The following is a 20518-nucleotide window of genomic DNA, read 5'->3' as shown; positions in this document are numbered from 1 at the left end:
TCCCCTTCGTCTGCTCACCGTGATGTAGCCCGTCCATGGTGCTTCAAACGAGATCAATCCGCTTTTGAATCTTCCCTTTTGCGGCTGGTGTCGTCAGGTGTGCATGCTTGGCGGCCGTTTCCGCGTTTTCTGGACACCTGGGGTTCCCTGACCGACAATCACCACCGTGACGTCGTCCTTCGAGTTCCACACGTACCCCGCGCGGCTGTCCGACGCGGAGCGCGACAAGGCGCTGAAGGTGCTCCGTGACGGCGTCGCCATGGGCCGTCTGTCGCACGACACGTTCGTCCGGCGGATGGAGCTGGCGCTCGCCGCCCGCCGCTCGGACGAGCTCGCCGCGCTCACCTTGGACCTGCCCACCGAGGGCCGCCTGTCCCGACTGGTGTTCGGCACCGTCGAAGCGGTCTCCGGCTTCACCATACGGCTGCGCAGGGCCTGGCAGGCCGAGCGGCTGCCCAAGCTGCTGCTGCCCCACCCCGGCAGCACCCACCCGCTGCGCATAGGCCGCGACCCCGCCAACGGCCTCAGGCTGACCCACGAGACGGTCTCCCGCGTGCACGCCGAGCTCACCCGCCAGGGCGGGATGTGGGTCCTGCGGGACCTCGGCTCGACCAACGGCACGACCGTCAACGGGCGGCGCGTGATCGGCGCGGCCGTCGTCCGGGAGGGCGACCAGGTCGGCTTCGGGCAGATGACGTTCCGGCTCGCCGCGAACTGAACCACATCTCACCTCTGGCCGGGGCATGACCCGGCGCGATCGGTCAAGTCCCTTTCCGGACGAGAGTGTTGACGGACTGGGTAAGTCGTGACTGACTGTGCGTACGCCATGCACACCAGGTGAACCGACGGCACCACATTGTGGAGGTGCGCCCTGCCGCCACTCCTCCGCTACCCGTCCGTGGACGAGCTGGGCGCCCGCGCCGCCGCGCTCGTCGCCCGCCGCCCCCGCGACGCCCGGCTGCGCCGCGTCGGCACCTCCCGCGCGGGCACGCCCCTGTGGCTGCTGTCCGTCGGCCACGGCAGCCGCCAGGCCCTTGTCGTCGCCGGTCCGCATGCCAACGAGCCCGTGGGCGGCGCCACCGTCCTCCGGCTGGCCGAACGGGCCCTGGCCGACCCCGGCATCGGCGAGGGGGCCGACGTCACCTGGAACCTGCTGCTGTGCCTCGACCCCGACGGCTCCCGCCGTAACGAGGGCTGGCTCGCGGGCCCGTACACCCTCGGCCAGTACTTCCGGAACTTCTTCCGGCCCGGCTTCCTGGAGCAGCCCGAGTGGCTGCCCGACGGCGCCGCGGCCGCCGCGCTGCCGGAGACCCGCGCCCTGCTCGACCTCCAGGACGAACTGCGGCCCTTCCTGCAGTGCTCGCTGCACGGCGTCGACGTCGGCGGCGGCTTCGTCGAGCTGACCCGCGACCTGCCGGGCCTCGCGCAGCGCGTCGCGCACACCGCGGCCCGCCTCGGCATCCCGCGCGAACTCGGTGCCTACGACACCCTGTACTGGCCCGGCCTGGGGCCAGCTGTCTACCGGATCCCGCCGCCGCGCCGGGGCGACCTGGCCGCCGCCATCACCGAAGCGGCCGTGGAGTCGACCTGGTTCCACCCGCACCGGCACGGCACGGTGACCGCCGTCGTCGAGGCGCCCATGTGGGGCGCGGACGCCGTGGCGGACGGCTCGGCCCCGGCGGACCGGGACGCGGTGTTGCGCACCGTGAGCCGCACCCTGCGCCACGACACCCGGCTCCTGGAGCGGCTCCTGGCCCGCATCCGGCCCCACCTCGCAGACGTGCCGGACGCGGCCCGTCTGCTCGCCCCGGTGGACGACTATTTACTGGTCTGCCCCGGCCTCGCCGACGCGTGGGACCCCGACACCGACGACGGCGCGGCGCATCTGCTCCCGCCGCTGACCGCCGCCCACCTGGCCGCCCTGCGCATCGCCGGGCGGCGGCTGGCCCTGCGCACCGCCGGGCTGCTGCACCAGCTCGTGCGCACCGCCGGGGACGATCCGGCCGGAGTCCTGCCGGACCTGGACCGGCTCATCGAGGAGTGGTGCGCCGACTACCGCGACGGCCTGGGGGCCCGCTGGATCCCGGTCGCGCGGCAGGCCGAGTACCAGACGCGGGTGGTGCTCGCCGCGTTCGCCCTGGCCGGGCGGTACGCGCGCGCGTGCTCCCGTTCGGGTGAGCCGGGCTGGGGTCCGCAGGCCGCCGTGCCGATACCCCTGGAATGACCCACATCATCAAGGCGACAACGACATGGGTGCGGCGCGCCCTGCCGGCGGCAGCCGCCGTCCTCATCGCGGGCCCGGCCCCGGCCCAGGCGGCACACCGGCACGTCGACCAGGGCGACTGGCTCTACGTCACCGTCACCCGCGGCGACGCCCGCTCCGGCGACACGCGCGGCACCCTGCTGCAGTGCGACCGGCCCCAGGGACACTCCCGCGCGACCGAGGCCTGCGCGCAGCTGAAGGCGGCGAGAGGCGACATCCGCGGCATCCCCCCCAAGGACACGTTCTGCTCGATGATCTATGCGCCCGTGACGGTCCAGGCGCGCGGGCAGTGGCAGGGACGGGCGGTCGACTACACGGAGACCTTCGCCAACGCGTGCGTGATGAAGGCGCGGACGGGGGAGGTGTTCGCGTTGGACGGGTGACGGCTGCCCGCGCGGGCCGTCGCGCACGCGCGCGGTGCGGGCCGACGAACAGCGCGGGGGCGGGCGGGGCGGTGCTCAGGGCGCGCAGGGCGGGGTGGGGCGCACGGCGCGGAGACGGCACGCGTGCGGGCTCGCGCGGGCGGGCACTGCGGCTGCGCTCGCGTGGGCGTCCCCGCGCGCGTGGCCTGCTGGGTGGCGACGCGGCAGAGCGGGCGCGCGAGTCAGTCCCTCGCCGGGCCGTGTCGTCGCGCCCAAGAGGCGCAGGCTCACGCCTCGGTGTGCATCCGGGGCCCCGTAACGGCCGTACCCGCGCCTCGGGAGCGCCTCCACGCGTGTCTCCTGGCGCTCAACGGCCAAGCGCGTGTGCCAACCGCCACGCGTGTGTGCCGCCCGCCACGCGTGTGTGCCGCCCGCCATGCGTGTGTGCCGCCCGCCATGCGTGTGTGCCAACCGCCACGCGTGTGTGCCGCCCGCTGTCAGGCCGCCACTTCGCGGGCGTGCCGGGCCGCCGCGACGACCGTGCGGCACTGGTGCTCGACCTGGTGCTCCAGGGGCACCCAGCGGGCGCGGAACCGCTCCGCGAAGGCCTCGCTCCAGGTCGCCACGAGCAGTTCGAGCTGCGGCGCGGCACGGTCGTCGGTCTCCCGCAGCACCCGTAGGAGCATCGCCGCGGCCCGCAGGGGCAGCCGCCGGCCGAACGCGTCGACGCTGCCGACGTACGCCATCGTGGTGTCGGCCGGCGGTGTGTGGATCCAGTCCGCGGCCAGGCCCGGCACCAGGCTGAGCACCCACTTCGCGGCCCGCAGCAGTGGCCCGTCGACGCCGTCCAGGCGGGGCAGCGCATCGGCGAGGACCAGTTCCACCTCCCGCGCGTCCCGCAGCAGCCGGTGCGCCAGCCGCCGTATCGCCGCCTCCGGGGCGGGATGCGGCGCGGGGTCGTCCACCAGGTCGCTCGCCCACATCGGCACCTCCACGACCGCGGTCAGGCCGCCGTACCGGTGCGTGTGGTACCACGTGCTGTGCCGCGCGTCGTCGGGCATGCTCGGATACGCCACGCCCGCGTCGGGCTCCGGCATCACCCGCACCCCGGGCCCGGACGCGGGCCAGCCCGCCGCGTCCGAGGCGCCCGTCTCCACCGGGATGTGCAGCTCCGCCGCCGATTTGGCGAACGGCTCGGCGAGCCCGGGGACGTCCTTCGTCAACTGCACCCAGCTGCCGCCCAGGTCGGTGCCGTGCAGCGTCACCTGGAGGTAGGGCCGCACCGCGTCGATGACCCCGGTCAGCGCACGCGTCTCGGGCGGCAGGCGGTCGGGTGGCAGCACGGACGGTGACCACTCCGGCTGCTCGGGTCCGGCGGGCCGGAAGAAGCCGAGATGGTAGTCGAGCAGACTGCGCGGAACCGGCGTGGCATGCAGGCTCGCCCCGTCCGGGTCCGCGCACAGCAGGAAGTGCCAGGAGGTGTCGGCTCGCAACTGCCGTTCGTCCAGGACGCGGTGCGCGAGCGCGAGGAGGGTGGAGCCGCCGGTGGGCTCGTTGGCGTGGGCGCCCGCGACCACCAGCACGGCGCGCCGGGCGTGGCCAACGGACAACAGGTGCAGCGGTCTGCCCGCGCGGGAGACGCCCACCTCGTCCAGGGCGCACAGGCCCGGACGGTGTGCGGCCAACGCCCGGGCGGAGGCGACCAGTTCGGGAACACTGGGGTAGCGCAGCTCCGGCAGGAGACTCACCCCCGACTTGTCCGCCCTGCTTCGCATCCGCAGTACCCCACGGACTGTGTGAACTGTCAAGTACACACCGGGCAGACGCCCGGGGCCGCCCGGGGGCGCCCGGAGGCCCTCAGAGCCGGCCGGCGGGGCCCGTGGCAGGCGGCGGAGGCCGGTGTGTCCGGCAGGGGCGGCGGACACCGGCGTTCACTGCTGGTGCAGGGCGCGCCCGGCCAGCGTCAGGAACGTCTCGCCGACCGCCTCCGACAGCGTCGGGTGTGGATGGACGTGCCGGGCCACGTCGGAGGGCTCGGCATCCCAGCCGACGATCAGCTGGCTCTCGGCGATCATCTCGGACACGTGAGGGCCCACCATGTGCACGCCGAGCACCTGCCCGCCGCCCGCCTTGGCGACGACCTTCACCATGCCGCCCCGACCGTGCACCATCCCCTTGGCGACGGCGGTGAGCGGCATGGTGTCGACGTCGACCTCGTGCCCACGCGCGCGTGCCTCCGCCTCGCTCAGGCCCACGGACGCGGTCTGCGGCGACGAGTAGGTCACCCGGGGCACGGCCGTGTAGGCGACGGGCACGGACGGCACACCGGCCAGCGTCTCGGCCACCAGCAGGCCCTCCGCGAACGACGCGTGGGCCAGGCCGAGCGACGGCGGCGGCAGCAGATCGCCCACCACGTGGATGCCGGGCACCGCGGTCTCCAGCCGGCTCCAGTCCGACGGTACGACGAAGCCGCGCTCGTCCGTCGTCAGTCCGGCGGCGGCCAGGCCGAGCCCGTCGGTCACCGGGGCCCGCCCGGCGGCCACCAGGAACCGTTCGGCCACAAGGGTGCGCATCTCGCCGCGGGCGGTCCGCACACGCGCGCGTACGCCGTCGTCGAGCACCTCGGCGTCCACCAGCCGGGCGCCCGCCTGCACGTCGATGCCGCGCTTCTTCAGACCCCGCGTCAAGTGACGGCTCACGTCGGCGTCTTCCTTCGTGGACCTCCTGCGGGAGACGTGGCCGTCCCCGCGCGCACCCGTCGCCGCGGCACCGGCGCCCGTCTCTCCCGTTCGGGCGTACGAGGACGGCACCCCGCGCGGGGCGGCGGCCGGCTGAGGACGTCCGCACGCACGGCGGGGCGGCGGCCGGCCGAGGACGTCCGCGGGCATAGCGGGGCAACAGCCGGTTGAGGACTTCGCCCGTCCACGGGCGTGTGCCGACCGACGGCACGCTGTCACGGCGCGTCGCGGAGGCGGGCGGCCCGACTCGGGCGCACGGCCCCCGCGCACGGCCCCCGCGCACGGCACGCCTGCACACGGCCCGCGCCCGAAACGCCGTCAGCCGTGCTCCACCGACCCTTCCGCTTCCGCCCTGCCGGCCCGTTCCAGCAGCGCCACCGGAAGCCGTTCGAAAAGCTCCTCCACGCGCGCGTGCCCCTCGAACTCCCGCCCCGGTGCCAGTACATCGGCCCACCGGCCCGGCGGCAGCGGCAGCCGTGTGTCGCGCCAGCCGCCCGCTTCCGCCAACCGCAGCGACAGCCGGGTCACCGCCGTGACCACCTCCCCGGAGCGCACGAACGCCGCACAGTGGGCCGCCGCCGGGCCCTGCGCGGGCAGCGGCGCATACGTCGCCGTGTCGCCGAAGACCTCCGGCCGGCGTGCGCGCAGCCGCAGCGCCGCCGCCGTCACCGCACCCTTGTCCCCGGGGTCCTCGGGCGGGACGCGCACGGGCCGCCGGTTGTCCGGGTCCACCAGGGCCCGGTACTCGGCCTCCGTGCCCTGGTAGAGGTCCGGCACGCCCGGCATCGTCAGATGCACCAGGGCCGTGCCCAGGAGGTTCGCCTGGATGTGCGGCTCCACCGTGCTCCGGAAGGCGGCCACCCGCTCGCCCGGCTCCCCGCACGGCCCCTCCGCGACGAACCGCGCCACCGCCTCCTCGTACGGCGGCTCCTGCTCCGTCCAGCTCGTGTACAGGCCCGCCTCGCGCACGTGCTTCAACAGGGCCTGCTGCACCCGCTCCCCGTCCGTCGGACCGAGCCCGAACACCGTCTGCCAGGCCGCCCACGCAAGCTGCCCGTCCGGCACGTCCTCCTCGGTGCGGGTCACCTCGGCCAGCACGTCCGCCCAGCGCTGCGGGCACTCGGTCAGCACGGCCAGCGCCGCCCGTACGTCGGCGCTGCGCTTGGTGTCGTGCGTGGAGACCACCGTCCCGGTGACGGGCCAGTCGCGCTGCATGCGCGCGCAGTACGCGTGGAAGTCCTCGACGGACACCGCCGGGCTCGCGGGGTTGCCGCCGACCTCGTTGGCCGACAGCAGCGGCACATAGCGGTAGAAGGCGGTGTCCTCCACGGACTTCGCGCGCAGCGCGGAGGCGGCCTGCGCGAACCGCGTCCGGAACTCCACGTGTCCGGGACCGTCACCGGCCCCCCCGAGCACGAGGTCCCGCACGACGTCGACGGCCTCTCCCTCCTCGGGCACGACGAAGGCGAGCCGGGCCTCCTGCGCGGCCTCCTCGGTGACCACGGAGGCGGCGTCCACGGAGCGGTACGGCCGGTAGACCTTCAGGCGGACGAGCAACTCCTGCAGCGCGGTGCGCAGCACCCACGGGGCGCGGTCGCGCAGGGCCGGGTCCGGTGACGTGGTGCACACGCGGCCGGCCACCCGGGTCAGCCGTTCCGTCTCGGCGACCAGCTCGTGCGTGATCACCTTGTACGCCGCCCGCCGCACCGTCGCGTCCCAGTCCCCGCCGCGGTCCGTCTGCGGGGCGGCGAACCGCCGGTACTGCCCGAGCAGTTCGCCGGCTCCCGCAGGGTCGGTGAAGAGGCCGTCGACGTGCCGGAGGGCGTCGTAGCCGGTGGTGCCCGCGACCGGCCAGGACGCCGACAGGTGCTCGCCGTCCGAGAGGATCTTCTCGACGACCGTCCAGCGGCCGCCGGTCGCCTCGTGCAGCCGGTCCAGGTATGTGTCGGGGTCGGCGAGGCCGTCGGGGTGGTCGATGCGCAGGCCGTCGATCACACCCTCGTGCAGCAGCTGGAGGATCTTGGCGTGGGTCGCCTCGAAGACCTCCGGGTCCTCCACCCGCACCCCGATCAGCTCCGAGATGCTGAAGAAGCGCCGGTAGTTGAGCTCCGTGCGGGCCAGCCGCCACCACACGGGGCGGTACCACTGGGCGTCCAGCAGCTGCGGCAGCGGCAGCTTCCCGGTGCCCTCGCGCAGCGGGAAGGCGTGGTCGTAGTAGCGCAGGGCGTCCCCGTCGACCTTCAGGTGGTCGATCTCCTTGCCGATCGGGTGGCCGAGCACCGGCAGCAGCACCTTGCCGCCCTGCGCGTCCCAGTCGATGTCGAACCACCGCGCGTACGGCGAGGCGGGCCCCTCCCGCAGGACCTCCCACAGGGCGCGGTTGTGGCGCGGTGCCATGGCCATGTGGTTCGGCACGATGTCCACGACCAGGCCGAGTCCGTGCTCCCGCGCGGTGCGCGCCAGCGCGCGCAGCCCCTCCTCGCCGCCGAGCTCGCCGCGCACGCGCGCGTGGTCCACGACGTCGTAGCCGTGCAAGGAGCCCGGGACGGCTTCCAGGACGGGGGACAGGTGCAGGTGGGAGACGCCGAGCGACGCCAGGTACGGCACGGCCGCCGCCGCGGCCGCGAACGGGAACTCGGGCTGGATCTGGAGCCGGTAGGTGGCCGTGGGCACGACGGGGGCGGGTCGCTCGCGTGTCATGGAAAGCTACGTACCCGCCTGGCCGACTTTCGTGTCACCGGCCCGTCCACGTACCCGCGCGCGGGGCCGGCGTCGAACGATGAGCACACCGGGGCGGCGCGGCGCGCTGGAGACGTACGGCGACGGGGTCGGCCCCGACTTCGGCCGCTGCTTCCGGTCGTGTCCTTCCCCGGGCGGCTGCCCACGGCCCACCATCCAGTCCGGTGGCGTGCTGCTCGTCGTCCGGACGAGTGGTTCCCCGTCCCCGGCCGGACTGAGCGCCCCGGCGCCCTGCTGAGCCCACCCGGGCGGGCGCCTCGGCCCACCCGGGTGCGCGTGCCCCTAGTCCGGGCGCTGCAGCACCGTCAGGCTCCGGTCCTTCAGCGTCAGCCGGTCGCCTGCCTGCACCTTTGGTCCGGTGCCCGGTGGTACCCCGTCCGCGCGGGCCGTGTCGAGCACCACCCGCCACTGACGTCCGTGGTTGACCGGCACGACGAAGTCCAGCGGCTTCGGCGAGGCGTTGAACATCAGCAGGAAGGAGTCGTCGGTGATCCGCTCGCCACGGTGGCCCGGCTCCGAGATCGCGTTGCCGTTGAGGAACACCGTCAGCGCCGACGCCTGTGCCGAGTCCCAGTCCCGCTGGGTCATCTCCCGCCCTTCCGGAGTGAACCAGGCGATGTCCGACAAATCGTCGTGGGTGCCCTCCACCGGCCGCCCGTGGAAGAAGCGGCGCCGGCGGAAGACCGGGTGGTCCCTGCGCAGTCTCACCGTCGCCCGCACGAAGTCCAGCAGCTCGCTGCCGTCCTCGGGCCACTCCAGCCAGGACAGCTCGTTGTCCTGGCAGTAGGCGTTGTTGTTGCCGCGCTGGGTGCGCGCGAACTCGTCGCCGTGACTGATCATCGGCACGCCCTGGGACAGCATCAACGTCGCGATGAAGTTCCGCATCTGGCGGGCCCGCAACTCCAGGACATCCGGATCGTCGGTTTCGCCTTCGACCCCGCAGTTCCAGGACCGGTTGTGGCTCTCGCCGTCCCGGTTGTCCTCGCCGTTGGCCTCGTTGTGCTTGTCGTTGTACGACACCAGGTCGTGCAGCGTGAAGCCGTCGTGGCAGGTCACGAAGTTGATCGAGGCCAGCGGGCGACGGCCGTCGTCCTGGTAGAGGTCCGAGGAGCCGGTCAGCCGGGAGGCGAACTCCGCGAGGGTGCGCGGCTCGCCCCGCCACAGGTCCCGCACGGTGTCGCGGTACTTGCCGTTCCACTCGGTCCACAGCGGCGGGAAGTTCCCCACCTGGTAGCCTCCCTCGCCCACGTCCCACGGCTCGGCGATCAGCTTCACCTGGGAGACAACCGGGTCCTGCTGCACCAGGTCGAAGAACGACGACAGCCGGTCCACCTCGTGGAACTGCCTGGCCAGGGTCGCCGCCAGGTCGAAGCGGAAGCCGTCCACGTGCATCTCGGTGACCCAGTAGCGCAGCGAGTCCATGATCAGCTGCAGCACGTGCGGGGACCGCATGAGCAGGGAGTTTCCCGTGCCCGTGGTGTCCGTGTAGTAGCGGGAGTCGTCCGCGAGACGGTAGTAGCGCGGGTTGTCGATGCCCTTGAAGGACAGCGTGGGGCCCAGGTGGTTGCCCTCGGCGGTGTGGTTGTAGACGACGTCCAGGATGACCTCGATCCCGGCCTCGTGCAGCGCCCGGACCGCCGACTTGAACTCCAGGACCTGCTGGCCGCGGTCGCCCCAGGAGGCGTACGCGTTGTGCGGGGCGAAGAAGCCGATCGTGTTGTAGCCCCAGTAGTTGCTCAGACCCATGTCCACCAGACGGTGGTCATTCACGAACTGGTGCACCGGCATCAGCTCCAGCGCCGTGACCCCCAGCTCGGTCAGGTGCTCGATGATCACGGGGTGGGCGAGCGCCGCGTACGTGCCCCGCAGTTCCTCGGGCAGCCCCGGGTGCCGCATGGTGAGGCCCTTCACATGGGCCTCGTAGATCACCGTCTCGTGGTAGCCGCGGCGCGGCGGCCGGTCGTCGCCCCAGTCGAAGTACGGGTTGATCACGACCGACGTCATCGTGCGCGGCGCCGAGTCCAGGTCGTTGCGCTGGTCGGGGTCGTCGAAGTGGTAGCCGTACACCTCCTCGCCCCACTGGATCGAGCCGCTGATCGCACGTGCGTACGGGTCGAGGAGCAGTTTCGCCGAGTTGCAGCGCAGGCCGCGCTCCGGGGCGTACGGACCGTGCACCCGGAATCCGTACCGCTGCCCGGGCATGATGCCCGGCAGGTAGGCGTGCCGGACGAACGCGTCGCTCTCCCGCAGTTCCACCGCTGTTTCCGAGCCGTCGTCGTGCAGCAGACACAGCTCTACTCGGTCCGCGGCCTCCGTGAAGACCGCGAAGTTGGTGCCGGCGCCGTCGTACGTGGCACCGAGTGGATACGCCTCTCCAGGCCAGACCTGCATGGATACGACTCTTTCAGGTGTCCCGCGCCGCTGGTGGCGCCTTGGCCCCGAGTCTCCCGGAAAGTGAGGGAACCACCTATGACTTACGTCCCTCTTACCGGTCGACCAGCGCATACGCGGTATGCCGAAAACCAGTGGGGCAAAAGGTACTCCCGTGACCACGGGGAGTAGGGGGAAGACGTGCGCAGAGCAGTGCACCGCCACCTGGGCAAGGTAATGGCTGGTGTGGCCGTCGCGGTGGCCGGGACCGCCGCGATGGCCGCGATCACCCTGCCGGGCGCGGCGGGGGCCGACGAGTCGGGAGGGACCGGGAGCGGTACGACCGCCCAGCAGGCGGCCCAGGGGCAGGGTGCGGCCGCCCCCGGAGTCGTCGAGCAGGCACCGGCCGAGGGGGCGAAGGGCACGGGACGCGACCCGCTGACCGACGAGGAGATCAAACGGGCCGAGACGGCGGCCCTGAACCGGCAGCTGCTCAACTCGAGCGAGGACGTCGAGGGGGACCGCGGCCCGCAGCGCCTCGGTGTCGACCTGGCCGAACCGGAGGCCGACGAACTGGACGACCCGCACGCGCCGCGGCGCGCCGACGTCACGTTCTACGACTACAAGAGCGACGCTCTCGTCACGAAAACGGTCGATCTGGACACCGGGAAGGTCGAGGACACCCTCACCCGGCACGGCGTCCAGCCGCCGCTCGGCCGTGCGGAGACCACCGAGGCCGCCCGGCTGCTGATCGCCGACCCGCTGGGCGCCGGCCTGAAGGCCGACTACAAGGACGCCACCGGCAAGCAGCTGACCTCTCCGGATCAGCTGTTGCTCACCAGCATGGTGTACCGGGCCGCCCCGGGCGCCCGGCCCGCCGCCCTGGGCAAGTGCGGCGAGCACCGCTGCGTACGCCTGTTCCCGAAGGTCAGGAACGGGCCGTGGATCGACGCCCGGGCCTTCGTGATCGACCTCAGCGCCCGCACGGTCGGCAGGCTCGCCGGCTGAGCCGCTTCGGCGGTCGTCAGTTCATTTTTCCAATTCACTCCTTCATTCCCAGGGAGTCGTTTCTCCATGCGCGTGAACAGAATCAGCCGTGCCCGCAGGCGCGCGGCCCTCGGCCTCTCCTTGGCCGCGCTTGCCGCCGGCGCGACCACCGGCGCCGGGCCGGCCGCCGCCCAGCCCGGGGCGGGCCGGCCCCGGGCCGCCGCCGCGGCGGCCGCCGAGTGCAGCTCGGCGTACCGGATCGAGCAGAAGCTCTCCACCGGCACGACCTGGCGCATGTGCTGGCGCTACGAGAGCAAGTCCGGGCTCGTCCTCGAGGGCATCTCCTACCAACCGCCCGGCGAGTCCCGCCCGGTCAAGGTCCTCGCCAGTGCCAAGCTCGCGCAGATCCACGTGTCGTACGACGACGGCAAGCACGAGTTCAACGACGTGACGGACTACGACTTCGGCTCGGGCCTGATGAACCTGGCGCCCGGCGAGTGCCCCGGCGGCACCATCAAGACCGTCCGGGTCCCGAACGCCTGGGACCCCGACCACCCGAACGTCAAGGGTCTGTGCACCACGACGCGCGCCCGCGGCCACGCCTACCGCCTGCAGCCCGACTACGGCACCAAGATCTACCAGGCGCAGGGCAAGGACCTGCTCGTCTACACGGTCAACAAGGTCGGCTGGTACGAGTACATCACCGAGTGGCGCTTCCAGGACGACGGCACCATCACCATGAACGTCGGCGCCACCGGCGGCCTCTCGCCCGAGGACTACGACGCGGGCGACGGCCGTGGCTGGCCCCTCGGCAAGGGCGCCAAGGCCTACGCCACCAGCCACAGCCACAACGTCTTCTGGCGGCTCAACTTCGACCTGGACGGCTCCTCGAAGGCGAACGTCGAACAGTACGACTCCGTCATCAGCCCGCCCGCCCGTGGCCAGGAGGCGCCGACCAACAGGACGACCCGCACCAAGGTCACCAAGGAGCTCGCGGGCGACGCGAAGAACATGCGGTGGTGGCGAGTGGTCAGCACCGCCGGCAAGAACAAGGACGGGCACGCCCGGTCGTACGAGATCGTCCCCGGCGCCACCACCAGGTACCCGGGTCGCGCCTTCACCAAGCACGACGTGTACTTCACCGAGTACGACAAGTGCGAGTTGTACGCCAGCCACAACCCGCGCTGCCCGGACGGGCATCCCAAGTCGGTCGACCGGTGGGTCAACGGACAGACCCTCACTCACCCCGTGGTCTGGGTGAACGTGGGCTTCCACCACATCGCGCGGGACGAGGACCAGCAACCGATGCCCGTCCACTGGCAGGGCTTCTCGATCGCCCCGCGCGACGTCACGGCTATGAATCCGCTCACTCCTGCGGCCCTCGCCGGTCAGAACGGGCATGTGGAAGGCGGAGGTTGAGAAACGAGCTGTCCATCCGGCTGCACCGCGGACCGCTCCCGGAGTACTCTTCCTTGATCGTTGAGACGAGGAGTGCTCGGGGGAGCGGAAGGCGGTGCACGGGTGGGCTCGGGAGGCCTGGAGCTGCCCCCTGGTGACGAGGGTCACGAGGGGAACTCCGCAGACGTCCCGCCCGGCGCGGTGTCCCTGGCCCGGCCGATGGATGCGGGGTCCATCGGGCCGGAGCTGGACTGGGACGCCGACGCCTGGCGCGAGGTGCGTACGCGCGCGCAGCGGGCGGGCCGGGCCTACATCTGGCTGAACCTCGTCGAACAGCGGCTGCGGGCCGTCGTGGCCGCCGTTCTGCGGCCCATCTACGAACCCGTCCACGGCGACGACTGGGTGGTCGCCGCGGCCGGGCCGGCCGGCCAGGAGTGGGCGCAGCGCGCGGTCGCCGTACGCGAAGTCAGCCGCCGCAAGGGCTACCTGCTCGACCCGGCCGACGACAACGTGATCAGCTTCCTCACGCTGCCGCAGCTGCGCGAGCTGATGGTGCAGCACTGGCCCTGCTTCGAGCCCTACATCGACGAGCGCCGGGACGTCGAACTCGCCCTCGACGAGCTGGAGGTCACCCGAAACGTCGTCTCGCGCAACCGGGCCCTGTCCGAGGCGGTGCTCAACCAGGCCGAGCGGGCCGCGGCGCGGCTCCTCGAGATCCTCGGCGCGGGCAGTGACGTGCCCTCCGCGCGCCGGCTGCCGGTCGACGCGGTCGAGGACCTGGTCGGCGACCGGTACGCGGACGTGGTCGCCGTGCACCCGGACCGGGTGCGGCTGCTGCGCCAGTTCCCGGCGGAGGACATCTTCGGCGGCGCCCGCCGCCTCGACGCCATCGGCATCGGCCTCAACCTGCTCGTGCAGAACTTCTCCGGCCGCCGCCTGGTGCGCCTGGCCGAGTCCGGCTCCCGGGTGCGGCTGCTGTTCCTGAACCCGGCCTCCAGCGCGGTGAAGCGGCGCGAGCGCGAACTCGGGCTCAAACGCGGCGAGCTGAGCCGTTCCGTGGAGATGAACATCCTCCACATGCGCCGGGTGCGCTCCCGGCTGCGCGACCCGGGCGCCTTCGAGATCCAGGTCTACGACGAGACGCCCCGCGTCACGGCCTACCTGGTGGACGGCGACGGCTCCGACGGCATCGCGGTCGTGCAGTCCTATCTGCGGCGCAGTCGCGGGATGGAGGCACCGGTGCTCGTCCTGCGGAACGGGAACAAGGTGGTCAAGACGGACGAGGTCGACGAAGGAGGGCTTTTCGCCACCTATCGCGAGGAGTTCGAGCTGATGTGGGCGGATTCGCGCCCGGTGTCCTGAGAAGCCGGACGTCCATGGCTTCCTGACGGTATTTCTGCGGATGGCCGCCGCAGGCCGACCCGGAAGCGGAATGCGGTCCTCGGATTGTCAGTGGCGCATGCGATCGTGGAGACCACTGGGGGAAAGCACCACCGAGAAGGGGGGCCCGCCATGGGCTGGCACCGGGAGCTGCTGATCGGCTTCGACCTGGAGACGACCGGGACCGATCCGCGCGAGGCGCGCATCGTCACGGGGGCCGTGATCGAGGTCGGGGGAGGGGAGCCGAGGGGGCGTCGGGAGTGGCTGGCGGACCCGGGGGTGGAGATCCCGGCGGACGCGGTGGCGGTGCACGGGATCAGCAACGAGCGCGCGGCCGCCGAGGGCAGCCCGGCCGACCGGGTCGCGGACGCGATCGCGGACGTCCTGGCCGGCTACTGGAAGACGGGCGTCCCGGTCGTCGCGTACAACGCGGCCTTCGACCTGACCCTGCTCTCGGCGGAACTGCGGCGGTACGGACTGCCGTCGCTGCGTGACCGCCTGGGCGGCCTGGAGCCGGGCCCGGTCATCGACCCGTACACCATCGACCGCTGGGCCGACCGCTACCGCCGCGGCAAGCGCACCCTCGAGGCGGTCTGCGCGGAGTACGGCGTCGTCCTCGACTCCGCCCACGACGCCTCCGCCGACGCCCTCGCCGCGGCCCGGCTCGCCTGTGCGATAGCCGGCCGCCACCCCAAGGTCGCGGCCCTCGGCCCGGCGGAGCTGCACCGCCGTCAGATCGAGTGGTACGCCGAATGGGCGGCGGACTTCCAGAACTTCCTGCGCCGCAAGGGCGACCCGGCCGCGGTGGTCGACCGGGCGTGGCCGCTACGGGAGTTGGCGAGCGAGCCGGTCTGAGCGCCCGGGACGCGGCGGCGGATCGTCACGCGGGCGCAGGGCCGGCGATGCGCTCCACGCGCGGATCGGCGAGCCCGGCGTGGTCGGCGCCGGAGATGAGCAGCGATCGGTCGAGTCGGGCGGTGTTGAAGTACAGCCGCGGCTGTGCCACGACGTCCAAGTCGGCGACGAGTTCGGGTCCGGGATCGAAGCCGAACGGCAGGACGGTGCCGGGGACGGCGCGGGCCGGTCGTTCGCGTCCGGGCCACCCGGCACATCGACGCTCTCTGCCGTCCCGAGCGCACGGCCCGGACGGCGGTCCGCGCGGTCCTTGCCGAACTGCGTTGCGCCGCCCGGACGATCCAGGACCGGGACACCACCGAACCGCGGCCGGCGGCCCGGCGCAATGGGCGGTCCTGACGTCCCTGTTCCACGAGACGCCACCGCGGATCCGGCCTGCGACCCGGGCGCCGTGGCGGGGCCCCGTCGTCGGGTGCGGGCACCGTGGATCGCGGCGGCCTCCGGCGGGAGCGGCGTTCAGAACGGATACCAGCGCACCGTCTCGTCCCCGTCCCGCAGGGACGCCACCCGGCGCCGGAACTCGGCCAGCGCCTTGGGGTTGCTCGGGGCGTGCTGGGCGACCCAGGCGCAGCTGGCGGTCTCGCGGGCGCCGCGCAGCACCGAGCAGCCCTCCCACGCGCGCACGTCCCAGCCGTACGCCGCGGTGAAGGAGTCGTACGCCTCGGCGGGCAGCCCGTAGCGGTCGCGGGCGAGGGCCATGACCACCAGGTCGTGCTCGCGCAGGTCGGCGGAGAAGGTCTCCAGGTCGACCAGGACCGGACCGTCCGGCCCGACGTGCACATTGCGTGGCAGCGCGTCGCCGTGGATCGGGCCCGGCGGCAGATGCGGGGTGAGTGCGGCCGCGGCGGCCGCGAAGCCGTCGCGGCGCTCGCGCAGATAGGCCGCGTCCGCCGGGTCGATCGCGTCCCCCGCGAGCCGCAGCCAGCGTTCCACACCGCCCAGCAGATCGCGGGGCGGCAGCGCGAAGGGGGGAGAGGGCAGTGCGTGGACGATCCGCAGCAGTTCGGCCAGATCCCGGGGGTGGGCGGGCCGTACCGGATCGGGCAGCCGGTGCCACACGGTCACCGGGTGCCCCTCCACCAGCAGCGCCTCGGGGCCGGCGGCCCGCACCGCGGGGACGCCGGCCTCGGCCAGCCACACCGCGATCCGAAGCTCACGCCGTGCCCGGTCCAGCAGTTCGGCGTCGCGGCCCACCTTGACGACCAGGTCACCTGCGGCGAACACCGCGTTCTCGCCCAGGGCGAGGAGCCGCGCGTCCCGCGCCGGGCCGGGCAGCACCCCCGCCGCGGCCAGTACGTCCCGCGCCCGTGCCTCGTCCATCGTCCGCCTCCGTGTCCGTGTCCGTGCTCGAAGCCCTCACCACCGTCCGTGGCCAGGACGTCCGCCGACGCCCGCGCACTGCCGCGCGCCCACCGGCGGATTCCCGCCATCCGACGGCCAGTGTCGCATCCGCACAGGTAGGACCCGGTGCGCGGTGCCTTGACGACGTATCCCGCCTTCACGACCATGACGGGGGCCCGCCGGGCCCGGACCGTCACGAGCCGCGCAAAGGAGCCGCTCACGTGACCTCGGTGACCGCGACGAGCCGGTCGGTACGGCAGGCGCCCCGCGCCCACGGGCAGGGGCGGCCCTCCGACCGCGGCGCCTGGTTCCTGGTGCTGCCCGCCCTGCTCCCCATCCTCGCCCTGAGCGTCGGGCCGCTGCTGTACGGGATCCTGCTGGCGTTCACCGACGCGCAGTCCGGCCGGACCGCGCCCACGCAGTGGATCGGCGGTCTCAACTTCCGGGACCTGCTGCACGACACGCTGTTCTGGGAGTCGTTCCGGATCGGCCTGGTCTGGGCGGTGGGGGTGACCGTGCCGCAGTTCCTGCTGGCGCTCGCACTCGCGTTGCTGCTGCATCAGGACTTACGGCTGCGGTGGCTGGCCCGCGCCCTGGCGATCATCCCCTGGGCGATGCCGGAGGTCGTCGTGGGCATCATGTGGCGGCTCGTGTACAACCCCGACGCCGGCGTCCTCAACGAGACCCTGCGCGACCTGGGCCTCGGCGGCGGCCGCGACTGGCTGAGCAGTCTGACGACCGCGTTGCCCGCGGTGATCGTCGTCGGCGTCTGGGCGGGCCTGCCCCAGACGACCGTTGCCCTGCTCGCCGGTCTGCAGAACACCCCGCGCGAACTCCACGAGGCGGCCGCGGTCGACGGCGCGGGTGCGTGGCGCCGCTTCCGCACGGTCACCTGGCCCACCCTCAGGCCGGTCGCCCTCGCCATCACCGCGCTCAACCTGATCTGGAACTTCAACTCCTTCGCCCTGGTCTACGTCCTGACGGGCGGCGGACCCGGCGGCCGCACCCGCCTGCCGACGCTCTTCGCCTACGAAGAGGCCTTCCGCTACGGGCAGTTCGGCTATGCGGCGGCCATGGGCTGCGTCATGGTCGCGGTGATCTCGGTGCTGCTCGCCGTCTTCCTGGTGGGCCGGCTCAGGGGAGGCGAGGACGCATGAGGACCAGCGCGAAGGCCCGCATCGGCCAGTACGCCGCCCTGCTCGCGTATCTGGTCTTCCTGGCCTTCCCCTTCCTGTGGCTGGTCTCCACCGCGTTCAAGTCGCCACGTGAGCTGGGCAGTCCGCACCCCACCTGGATCCCCGGGCACCCCACCCTGGACAACTTCCGGCAGGCCTTCGACGAGCAGCCGCTGCTGCATGCCGCGCTCAACTCCCTGCTCGCGGCCCTCGGAGCCGCGGTGATCGCCGTACTGATCGCGACCCCCATGGCGTACGTCATGGCACGGCGCCGCACCCTGCTCGCGCGGGCCGCCACCGGGTGGATTGTCGTCAGCCAGACGTTCCCGTTGGTGCTGGTGATCGTGCCGCTGTTTTTGGTGCTGAAGAACCTGCGACTGATCGACTCCCTGCCGGGTCTGGTCCTGGTGTACGTGGTGTGGGCGCTGCCGTTCGCACTGTGGATGCTCGTCGGGTACGTACGGGCCGTGCCGGCTGAGCTGGAGGAGGCGGCCGCGGTGGACGGGGCCGGGCGGGTTCGGACGCTGCTGTCGGTGACGGCGCCGCTGCTCGCGCCGGGGATCGCCGCGACGGCGCTGTTCGCGTTCGTCACCGCGTGGAACGAGTTCTTCTTCGCGCTGGTCATGCTGAAGACCCCGCAGAAGCAGACCCTGCCGGTCGTCCTCACCCACTTCATCGGCGCGGAGGGCGTCGCGGACCTCGGCCCGCTGGCCGCGGCCGCCTTCCTCGCCACGCTCCCCTCGCTGGTGGTCTTCGCGGTCGTCCAGCGGCGGATCACGGGCGGGCTGATCGCCGGGGCGGTGAAGAGCTGATGCGCACCAGACTCCTGGCCGGGCTCCTCACGGTCCTCCTGCTCCTGGCGGGCTGCTCCTCCGGCAGCGGTCACGGCGACGGCCGGATCACCCTCCGCTTCCAGTCCCTGGCCTGGCAGAAGGAATCCGTCGAGGCGAACAAGGAGCTGGTGCGGGAGTGGAACGCCGCGCATCCGGATGTGCGGGTCGAGTACGTCCAGGGCAGTTGGGACAGCGTCCACGACCAGCTCCTCACCTCCTTCGAGGGCGGTGAGGCACCCGACATCATCCACGACGCGTCGGACGACCTCGCCGACTTCGCCTACGGCGGCTACCTCGCCGAGCTGAGCGACCTACTGCCCGCACGCCTCAAGTCCGGTATTCCCAAACGCAGTTGGGAGACGGCGACCTTCGGGGGCGGAATCTACGGCGTGCCGTTCCTCCAGGAGCCGCGGGTACTGATCGCCAACGCGACCTGGCTCAAGCGGTCCGGCGTACGGATACCGATGCCCGAACACCCCTGGAGCTGGGCGGAGTTCCGGCAAGTGACCAAGCGGCTGAGCGGCAACGGCCGGTACGGCGTCGCCTGGCCGCTGAAGGAGCCCGTCTCCGCGACACTCAACCTGTCGCTGTCGGCGGGCGGGCAGCTGTTCCACCGGGGAGCGGACGGACGGGTGACCGTCCGGGCCGAGGCGGCCGACCAGGTGGTGCCGCGCACCATCCACGACCAGGTCAACAACGATCGCAGCGCGCCGAGTTCGACGCTGGGCAGCGGCGGCTCCGACACGCTGCCCGGGTTCTTCGCCGGCAGGTACGCGATGGTCCCGCTCGGCTTCTCGTACCGGCAGCAGGTCGTGCAGCAGGCACCCGAGGGCTTCGACTGGCAGGTGCTGCCCGCCCCGGCGGGCGCCGTCGGGCTCGCCCAGGGCGTCAGCCCGCAGACGCTGTCCATCGCCGCGGACAGCCCGCACAAGAAAGAGGCGGCCGAGTTCGTCGACTTCCTGCTGAGGCCGAAGAACATGGTCCGCCTCGCCCTCGGTGACTGGATGCTGCCCACCGGCACCCAGGCCCTGAAGGATCCCGCCCTGCACACCGCCGAGAACGGCTGGGCCACCGGTACCGCCCTCGCCGCCCGCCTCCACCCGGCGCCCGCCCAGTCGGTGCGCGGCTACCCCGAGTGGAAGGACAAGGTGGCGACCCCTGCCTTCCAGGAGTACTACAGCGGAGCAATCGGCCTCGCCGAGCTGCGCCGCCGCCTGGAGAAGGACGGAAACCTGGTGCTGGCCCGGTACCAGCGCTGACCGCCCCGAGGCGCCGGAACATTCCGTTGTCCGTCACCGCCGGACCGGCCCGGCGTGACGTCCGTGGCAGCTTGCGACGCGATCTTCGTCTCCGGTCACGGCCGGGGCTGCACGTACTCCCAGCGGGTGCGTAGCCGCCGTGGTGCCCTGACCGGCCCGGGGAGCCACGTCCCCGCCGTACCGCAGGCCGTCGACCAGTTCGGCAACGCCGACATGCTCCGCTTGAGCCGGTCACTGTCCTTGACATCCACCCCGCCCGCCGCCGAACCGAGCCCCATCGCCAGGACGACGAACAGCACCCATATGCCGACCGCCGCCCATCGGTGCCGGGCGCTCAAGCCGCCGGCCCGGGCGGCGAGGCCCCGCACCCGCGATTCTCCGTTCCCCATGACGGGCTTGCTCCCTCGTGTGCGGTGGCAGCCCGCTGCCGCCACCTTCCGCTTCGACGGTGTGGGCGGGACAAGGACGTCTCGTCGTGCTGTCCGGTGAAGTGCCGCGGGCGCGGGTCCTCCCCTCGGACCCCGGCTCCTCCGAGGAGGACAGCGGCCCCTTACAACTGTCCGGGCTTCTCGGGGGGGGGATGATCAGGGTGTCCGTTCCGCCGGGAGCGCTCGGCTTTGTTATTACGAAACCTTGTTGAACAAGTCACAGCTGCGTGTAGGAGTTGATCCGCGGGGCACGATCGGCAAGGGTTTCGTCCACCCCCACCCCACGGTCGGCGGCCGTCGTGCCCACCCCCACGGGGCACGACGGCCGCT

General features: G+C 72.6%; 17 protein-coding genes and 1 pseudogene. 11 read left to right on the top strand and 7 right to left on the bottom strand.

Features of this window, described 5'->3' with window-relative positions:
* The first annotated feature begins 166 nt into the window (after positions 1–166).
* The 3 genes from ABZV31_RS05925 to ABZV31_RS05915 all read left to right on the top strand — a co-directional run bounded on the left by ABZV31_RS05925 (position 167) and on the right by ABZV31_RS05915 (position 2646).
* Positions 167–718 carry a DUF1707 and FHA domain-containing protein gene (locus ABZV31_RS05925; protein ID WP_355888649.1) on the top strand — a complete coding sequence of 184 codons (552 nt, stop codon included), beginning with the start codon at positions 167–169 and terminating at the stop codon, positions 716–718.
* 180 nt (positions 719–898) lie between these two features.
* A complete protein-coding gene (locus ABZV31_RS05920; RefSeq protein WP_355888646.1) occupies positions 899–2224 on the top strand; it encodes a M14 family zinc carboxypeptidase in 1326 nt (441 codons plus the stop codon).
* Entirely contained in the window at positions 2221–2646 is a 426-nt protein-coding gene (locus ABZV31_RS05915; protein WP_355888643.1) for an SSI family serine proteinase inhibitor, read from the top strand. Before ABZV31_RS05920 ends, ABZV31_RS05915 begins: the two co-directional genes overlap by 4 nt.
* Before the next feature lie 476 nt (positions 2647–3122).
* Here the strand turns inward: ABZV31_RS05915 and ABZV31_RS05910 are convergent, their stop codons facing one another.
* The 3 genes and pseudogenes from ABZV31_RS05910 to treY all read right to left on the bottom strand — a co-directional run bounded on the left by ABZV31_RS05910 (position 3123) and on the right by treY (position 8063).
* Complete coding sequence (locus ABZV31_RS05910) at positions 3123–4373, bottom strand: M14 family zinc carboxypeptidase (protein WP_355888640.1); 1251 nt, start codon at positions 4371–4373, stop codon at positions 3123–3125.
* Positions 4374–4556: 183 nt separating this feature from the next.
* Positions 4557–5336 (bottom strand): annotated as a pseudogene (locus ABZV31_RS05905) (FAD-dependent oxidoreductase); the annotation flags it as partial.
* Positions 5337–5681: 345 nt separating this feature from the next.
* Positions 5682–8063 (bottom strand): malto-oligosyltrehalose synthase, encoded by a 2382-nt coding sequence (treY, locus tag ABZV31_RS05900; protein WP_355888637.1) that lies wholly within the window; start codon positions 8061–8063, stop codon positions 5682–5684.
* Between the two features lie 79 nt (positions 8064–8142).
* Here treY and ABZV31_RS05895 point away from each other — a divergent pair, with 79 nt between their 5' ends.
* Entirely contained in the window at positions 8143–8340 is a 198-nt protein-coding gene (locus tag ABZV31_RS05895) for a hypothetical protein (RefSeq protein ID WP_355888634.1), read from the top strand.
* Between the two features lie 44 nt (positions 8341–8384).
* Here ABZV31_RS05895 and glgX read toward each other — a convergent pair whose 3' ends face one another.
* Positions 8385–10493 carry a glycogen debranching protein GlgX gene (gene glgX, locus ABZV31_RS05890; RefSeq protein WP_355888631.1) on the bottom strand — a complete coding sequence of 703 codons (2109 nt, stop codon included), beginning with the start codon at positions 10491–10493 and terminating at the stop codon, positions 8385–8387.
* A gap of 180 nt (positions 10494–10673) precedes the next feature.
* On the opposite strand from glgX, the gene ABZV31_RS05885 reads away from it, so the two are divergent.
* The 4 genes from ABZV31_RS05885 (at position 10674) to ABZV31_RS05870 (ending at position 15092) form a co-directional block, all read left to right on the top strand.
* Positions 10674–11480, top strand: a complete 807-nt coding sequence (locus tag ABZV31_RS05885) for a Tat pathway signal sequence domain protein (protein WP_355888628.1) — start codon at positions 10674–10676, stop codon at positions 11478–11480.
* Between the two features lie 66 nt (positions 11481–11546).
* Complete coding sequence (locus ABZV31_RS05880; RefSeq protein ID WP_355888626.1) at positions 11547–12878, top strand: copper amine oxidase; 1332 nt, start codon at positions 11547–11549, stop codon at positions 12876–12878.
* A 102-nt stretch (positions 12879–12980) separates the two neighbouring features.
* A complete protein-coding gene (locus ABZV31_RS05875; RefSeq protein ID WP_355888623.1) occupies positions 12981–14219 on the top strand; it encodes an SAV2148 family HEPN domain-containing protein in 1239 nt (412 codons plus the stop codon).
* Positions 14220–14369: 150 nt separating this feature from the next.
* The gene (locus tag ABZV31_RS05870) at positions 14370–15092 is read left to right on the top strand and encodes a 3'-5' exonuclease (protein WP_355888620.1); all 723 of its coding nucleotides are present in this window, start codon (positions 14370–14372) and stop codon (positions 15090–15092) included.
* A 25-nt stretch (positions 15093–15117) separates the two neighbouring features.
* Here the strand turns inward: ABZV31_RS05870 and ABZV31_RS05865 are convergent, their stop codons facing one another.
* Positions 15118–15243: a hypothetical protein gene (locus ABZV31_RS05865; protein WP_355888617.1), complete on the bottom strand. Its 126-nt coding sequence runs from the start codon at positions 15241–15243 to the stop codon at positions 15118–15120.
* Between the two features lie 365 nt (positions 15244–15608).
* On the bottom strand, positions 15609–16472 hold the full coding sequence (locus ABZV31_RS05860; protein WP_355888614.1) for an aminoglycoside phosphotransferase family protein: 864 nt from the start codon (positions 16470–16472) through the stop codon (positions 15609–15611).
* A 242-nt stretch (positions 16473–16714) separates the two neighbouring features.
* Here ABZV31_RS05860 and ABZV31_RS05855 point away from each other — a divergent pair, with 242 nt between their 5' ends.
* Genes ABZV31_RS05855 through ABZV31_RS05845 form a run of 3 tightly spaced genes read left to right on the top strand, consistent with a single transcriptional unit; the run spans position 16715 to position 19760 of the window.
* The gene (locus tag ABZV31_RS05855; protein WP_355888611.1) at positions 16715–17650 is read left to right on the top strand and encodes a sugar ABC transporter permease; all 936 of its coding nucleotides are present in this window, start codon (positions 16715–16717) and stop codon (positions 17648–17650) included.
* Positions 17647–18480, top strand: a complete 834-nt coding sequence (locus ABZV31_RS05850; RefSeq protein ID WP_355888608.1) for a carbohydrate ABC transporter permease — start codon at positions 17647–17649, stop codon at positions 18478–18480. The genes ABZV31_RS05855 and ABZV31_RS05850 overlap by 4 nt, the downstream gene beginning before the upstream one ends.
* Positions 18480–19760, top strand: coding sequence for a sugar ABC transporter substrate-binding protein (locus ABZV31_RS05845; protein WP_355888605.1), 1281 nt, complete (start codon positions 18480–18482; stop codon positions 19758–19760). Before ABZV31_RS05850 ends, ABZV31_RS05845 begins: the two co-directional genes overlap by 1 nt.
* A gap of 95 nt (positions 19761–19855) precedes the next feature.
* Here ABZV31_RS05845 and ABZV31_RS05840 read toward each other — a convergent pair whose 3' ends face one another.
* Positions 19856–20149 carry a hypothetical protein gene (locus ABZV31_RS05840; protein WP_355889055.1) on the bottom strand — a complete coding sequence of 98 codons (294 nt, stop codon included), beginning with the start codon at positions 20147–20149 and terminating at the stop codon, positions 19856–19858.
* Between the last annotated feature and the right edge of the window lie 369 nt (positions 20150–20518).

It is taken from the genome of Streptomyces sp. NPDC005202 (assembly GCF_040608235.1).
Taxonomy (GTDB): Bacteria; Actinomycetota; Actinomycetes; order Streptomycetales; family Streptomycetaceae; genus Streptomyces.
This window is presented reverse-complemented; position numbering and strand designations above follow the sequence as displayed.

Bases quoted from the DNA above. Each gene is read 5' to 3' on its own strand.
- ABZV31_RS05915 (WP_355888643.1), top strand. From the start codon at position 2,221: ATGACCCACATCATCAAGGCGACAACGACATGGGTGCGGCGCGCCCTG.
- treY (WP_355888637.1), bottom strand. From the start codon at position 8,063: ATGACACGCGAGCGACCCGCCCCCGTCGTGCCCACGGCCACCTACCGG.
- ABZV31_RS05895 (WP_355888634.1), top strand. From the start codon at position 8,143: ATGAGCACACCGGGGCGGCGCGGCGCGCTGGAGACGTACGGCGACGGG.
- glgX (WP_355888631.1), bottom strand. From the start codon at position 10,493: ATGCAGGTCTGGCCTGGAGAGGCGTATCCACTCGGTGCCACGTACGAC.
- ABZV31_RS05880 (WP_355888626.1), top strand. From the start codon at position 11,547: ATGCGCGTGAACAGAATCAGCCGTGCCCGCAGGCGCGCGGCCCTCGGC.
- ABZV31_RS05870 (WP_355888620.1), top strand. From the start codon at position 14,370: ATGGGCTGGCACCGGGAGCTGCTGATCGGCTTCGACCTGGAGACGACC.
- ABZV31_RS05860 (WP_355888614.1), bottom strand. From the start codon at position 16,472: ATGGACGAGGCACGGGCGCGGGACGTACTGGCCGCGGCGGGGGTGCTG.
- ABZV31_RS05850 (WP_355888608.1), top strand. From the start codon at position 17,647: ATGAGGACCAGCGCGAAGGCCCGCATCGGCCAGTACGCCGCCCTGCTC.
- ABZV31_RS05845 (WP_355888605.1), top strand. From the start codon at position 18,480: ATGCGCACCAGACTCCTGGCCGGGCTCCTCACGGTCCTCCTGCTCCTG.
- ABZV31_RS05840 (WP_355889055.1), bottom strand. From the start codon at position 20,149: ATGGGGAACGGAGAATCGCGGGTGCGGGGCCTCGCCGCCCGGGCCGGC.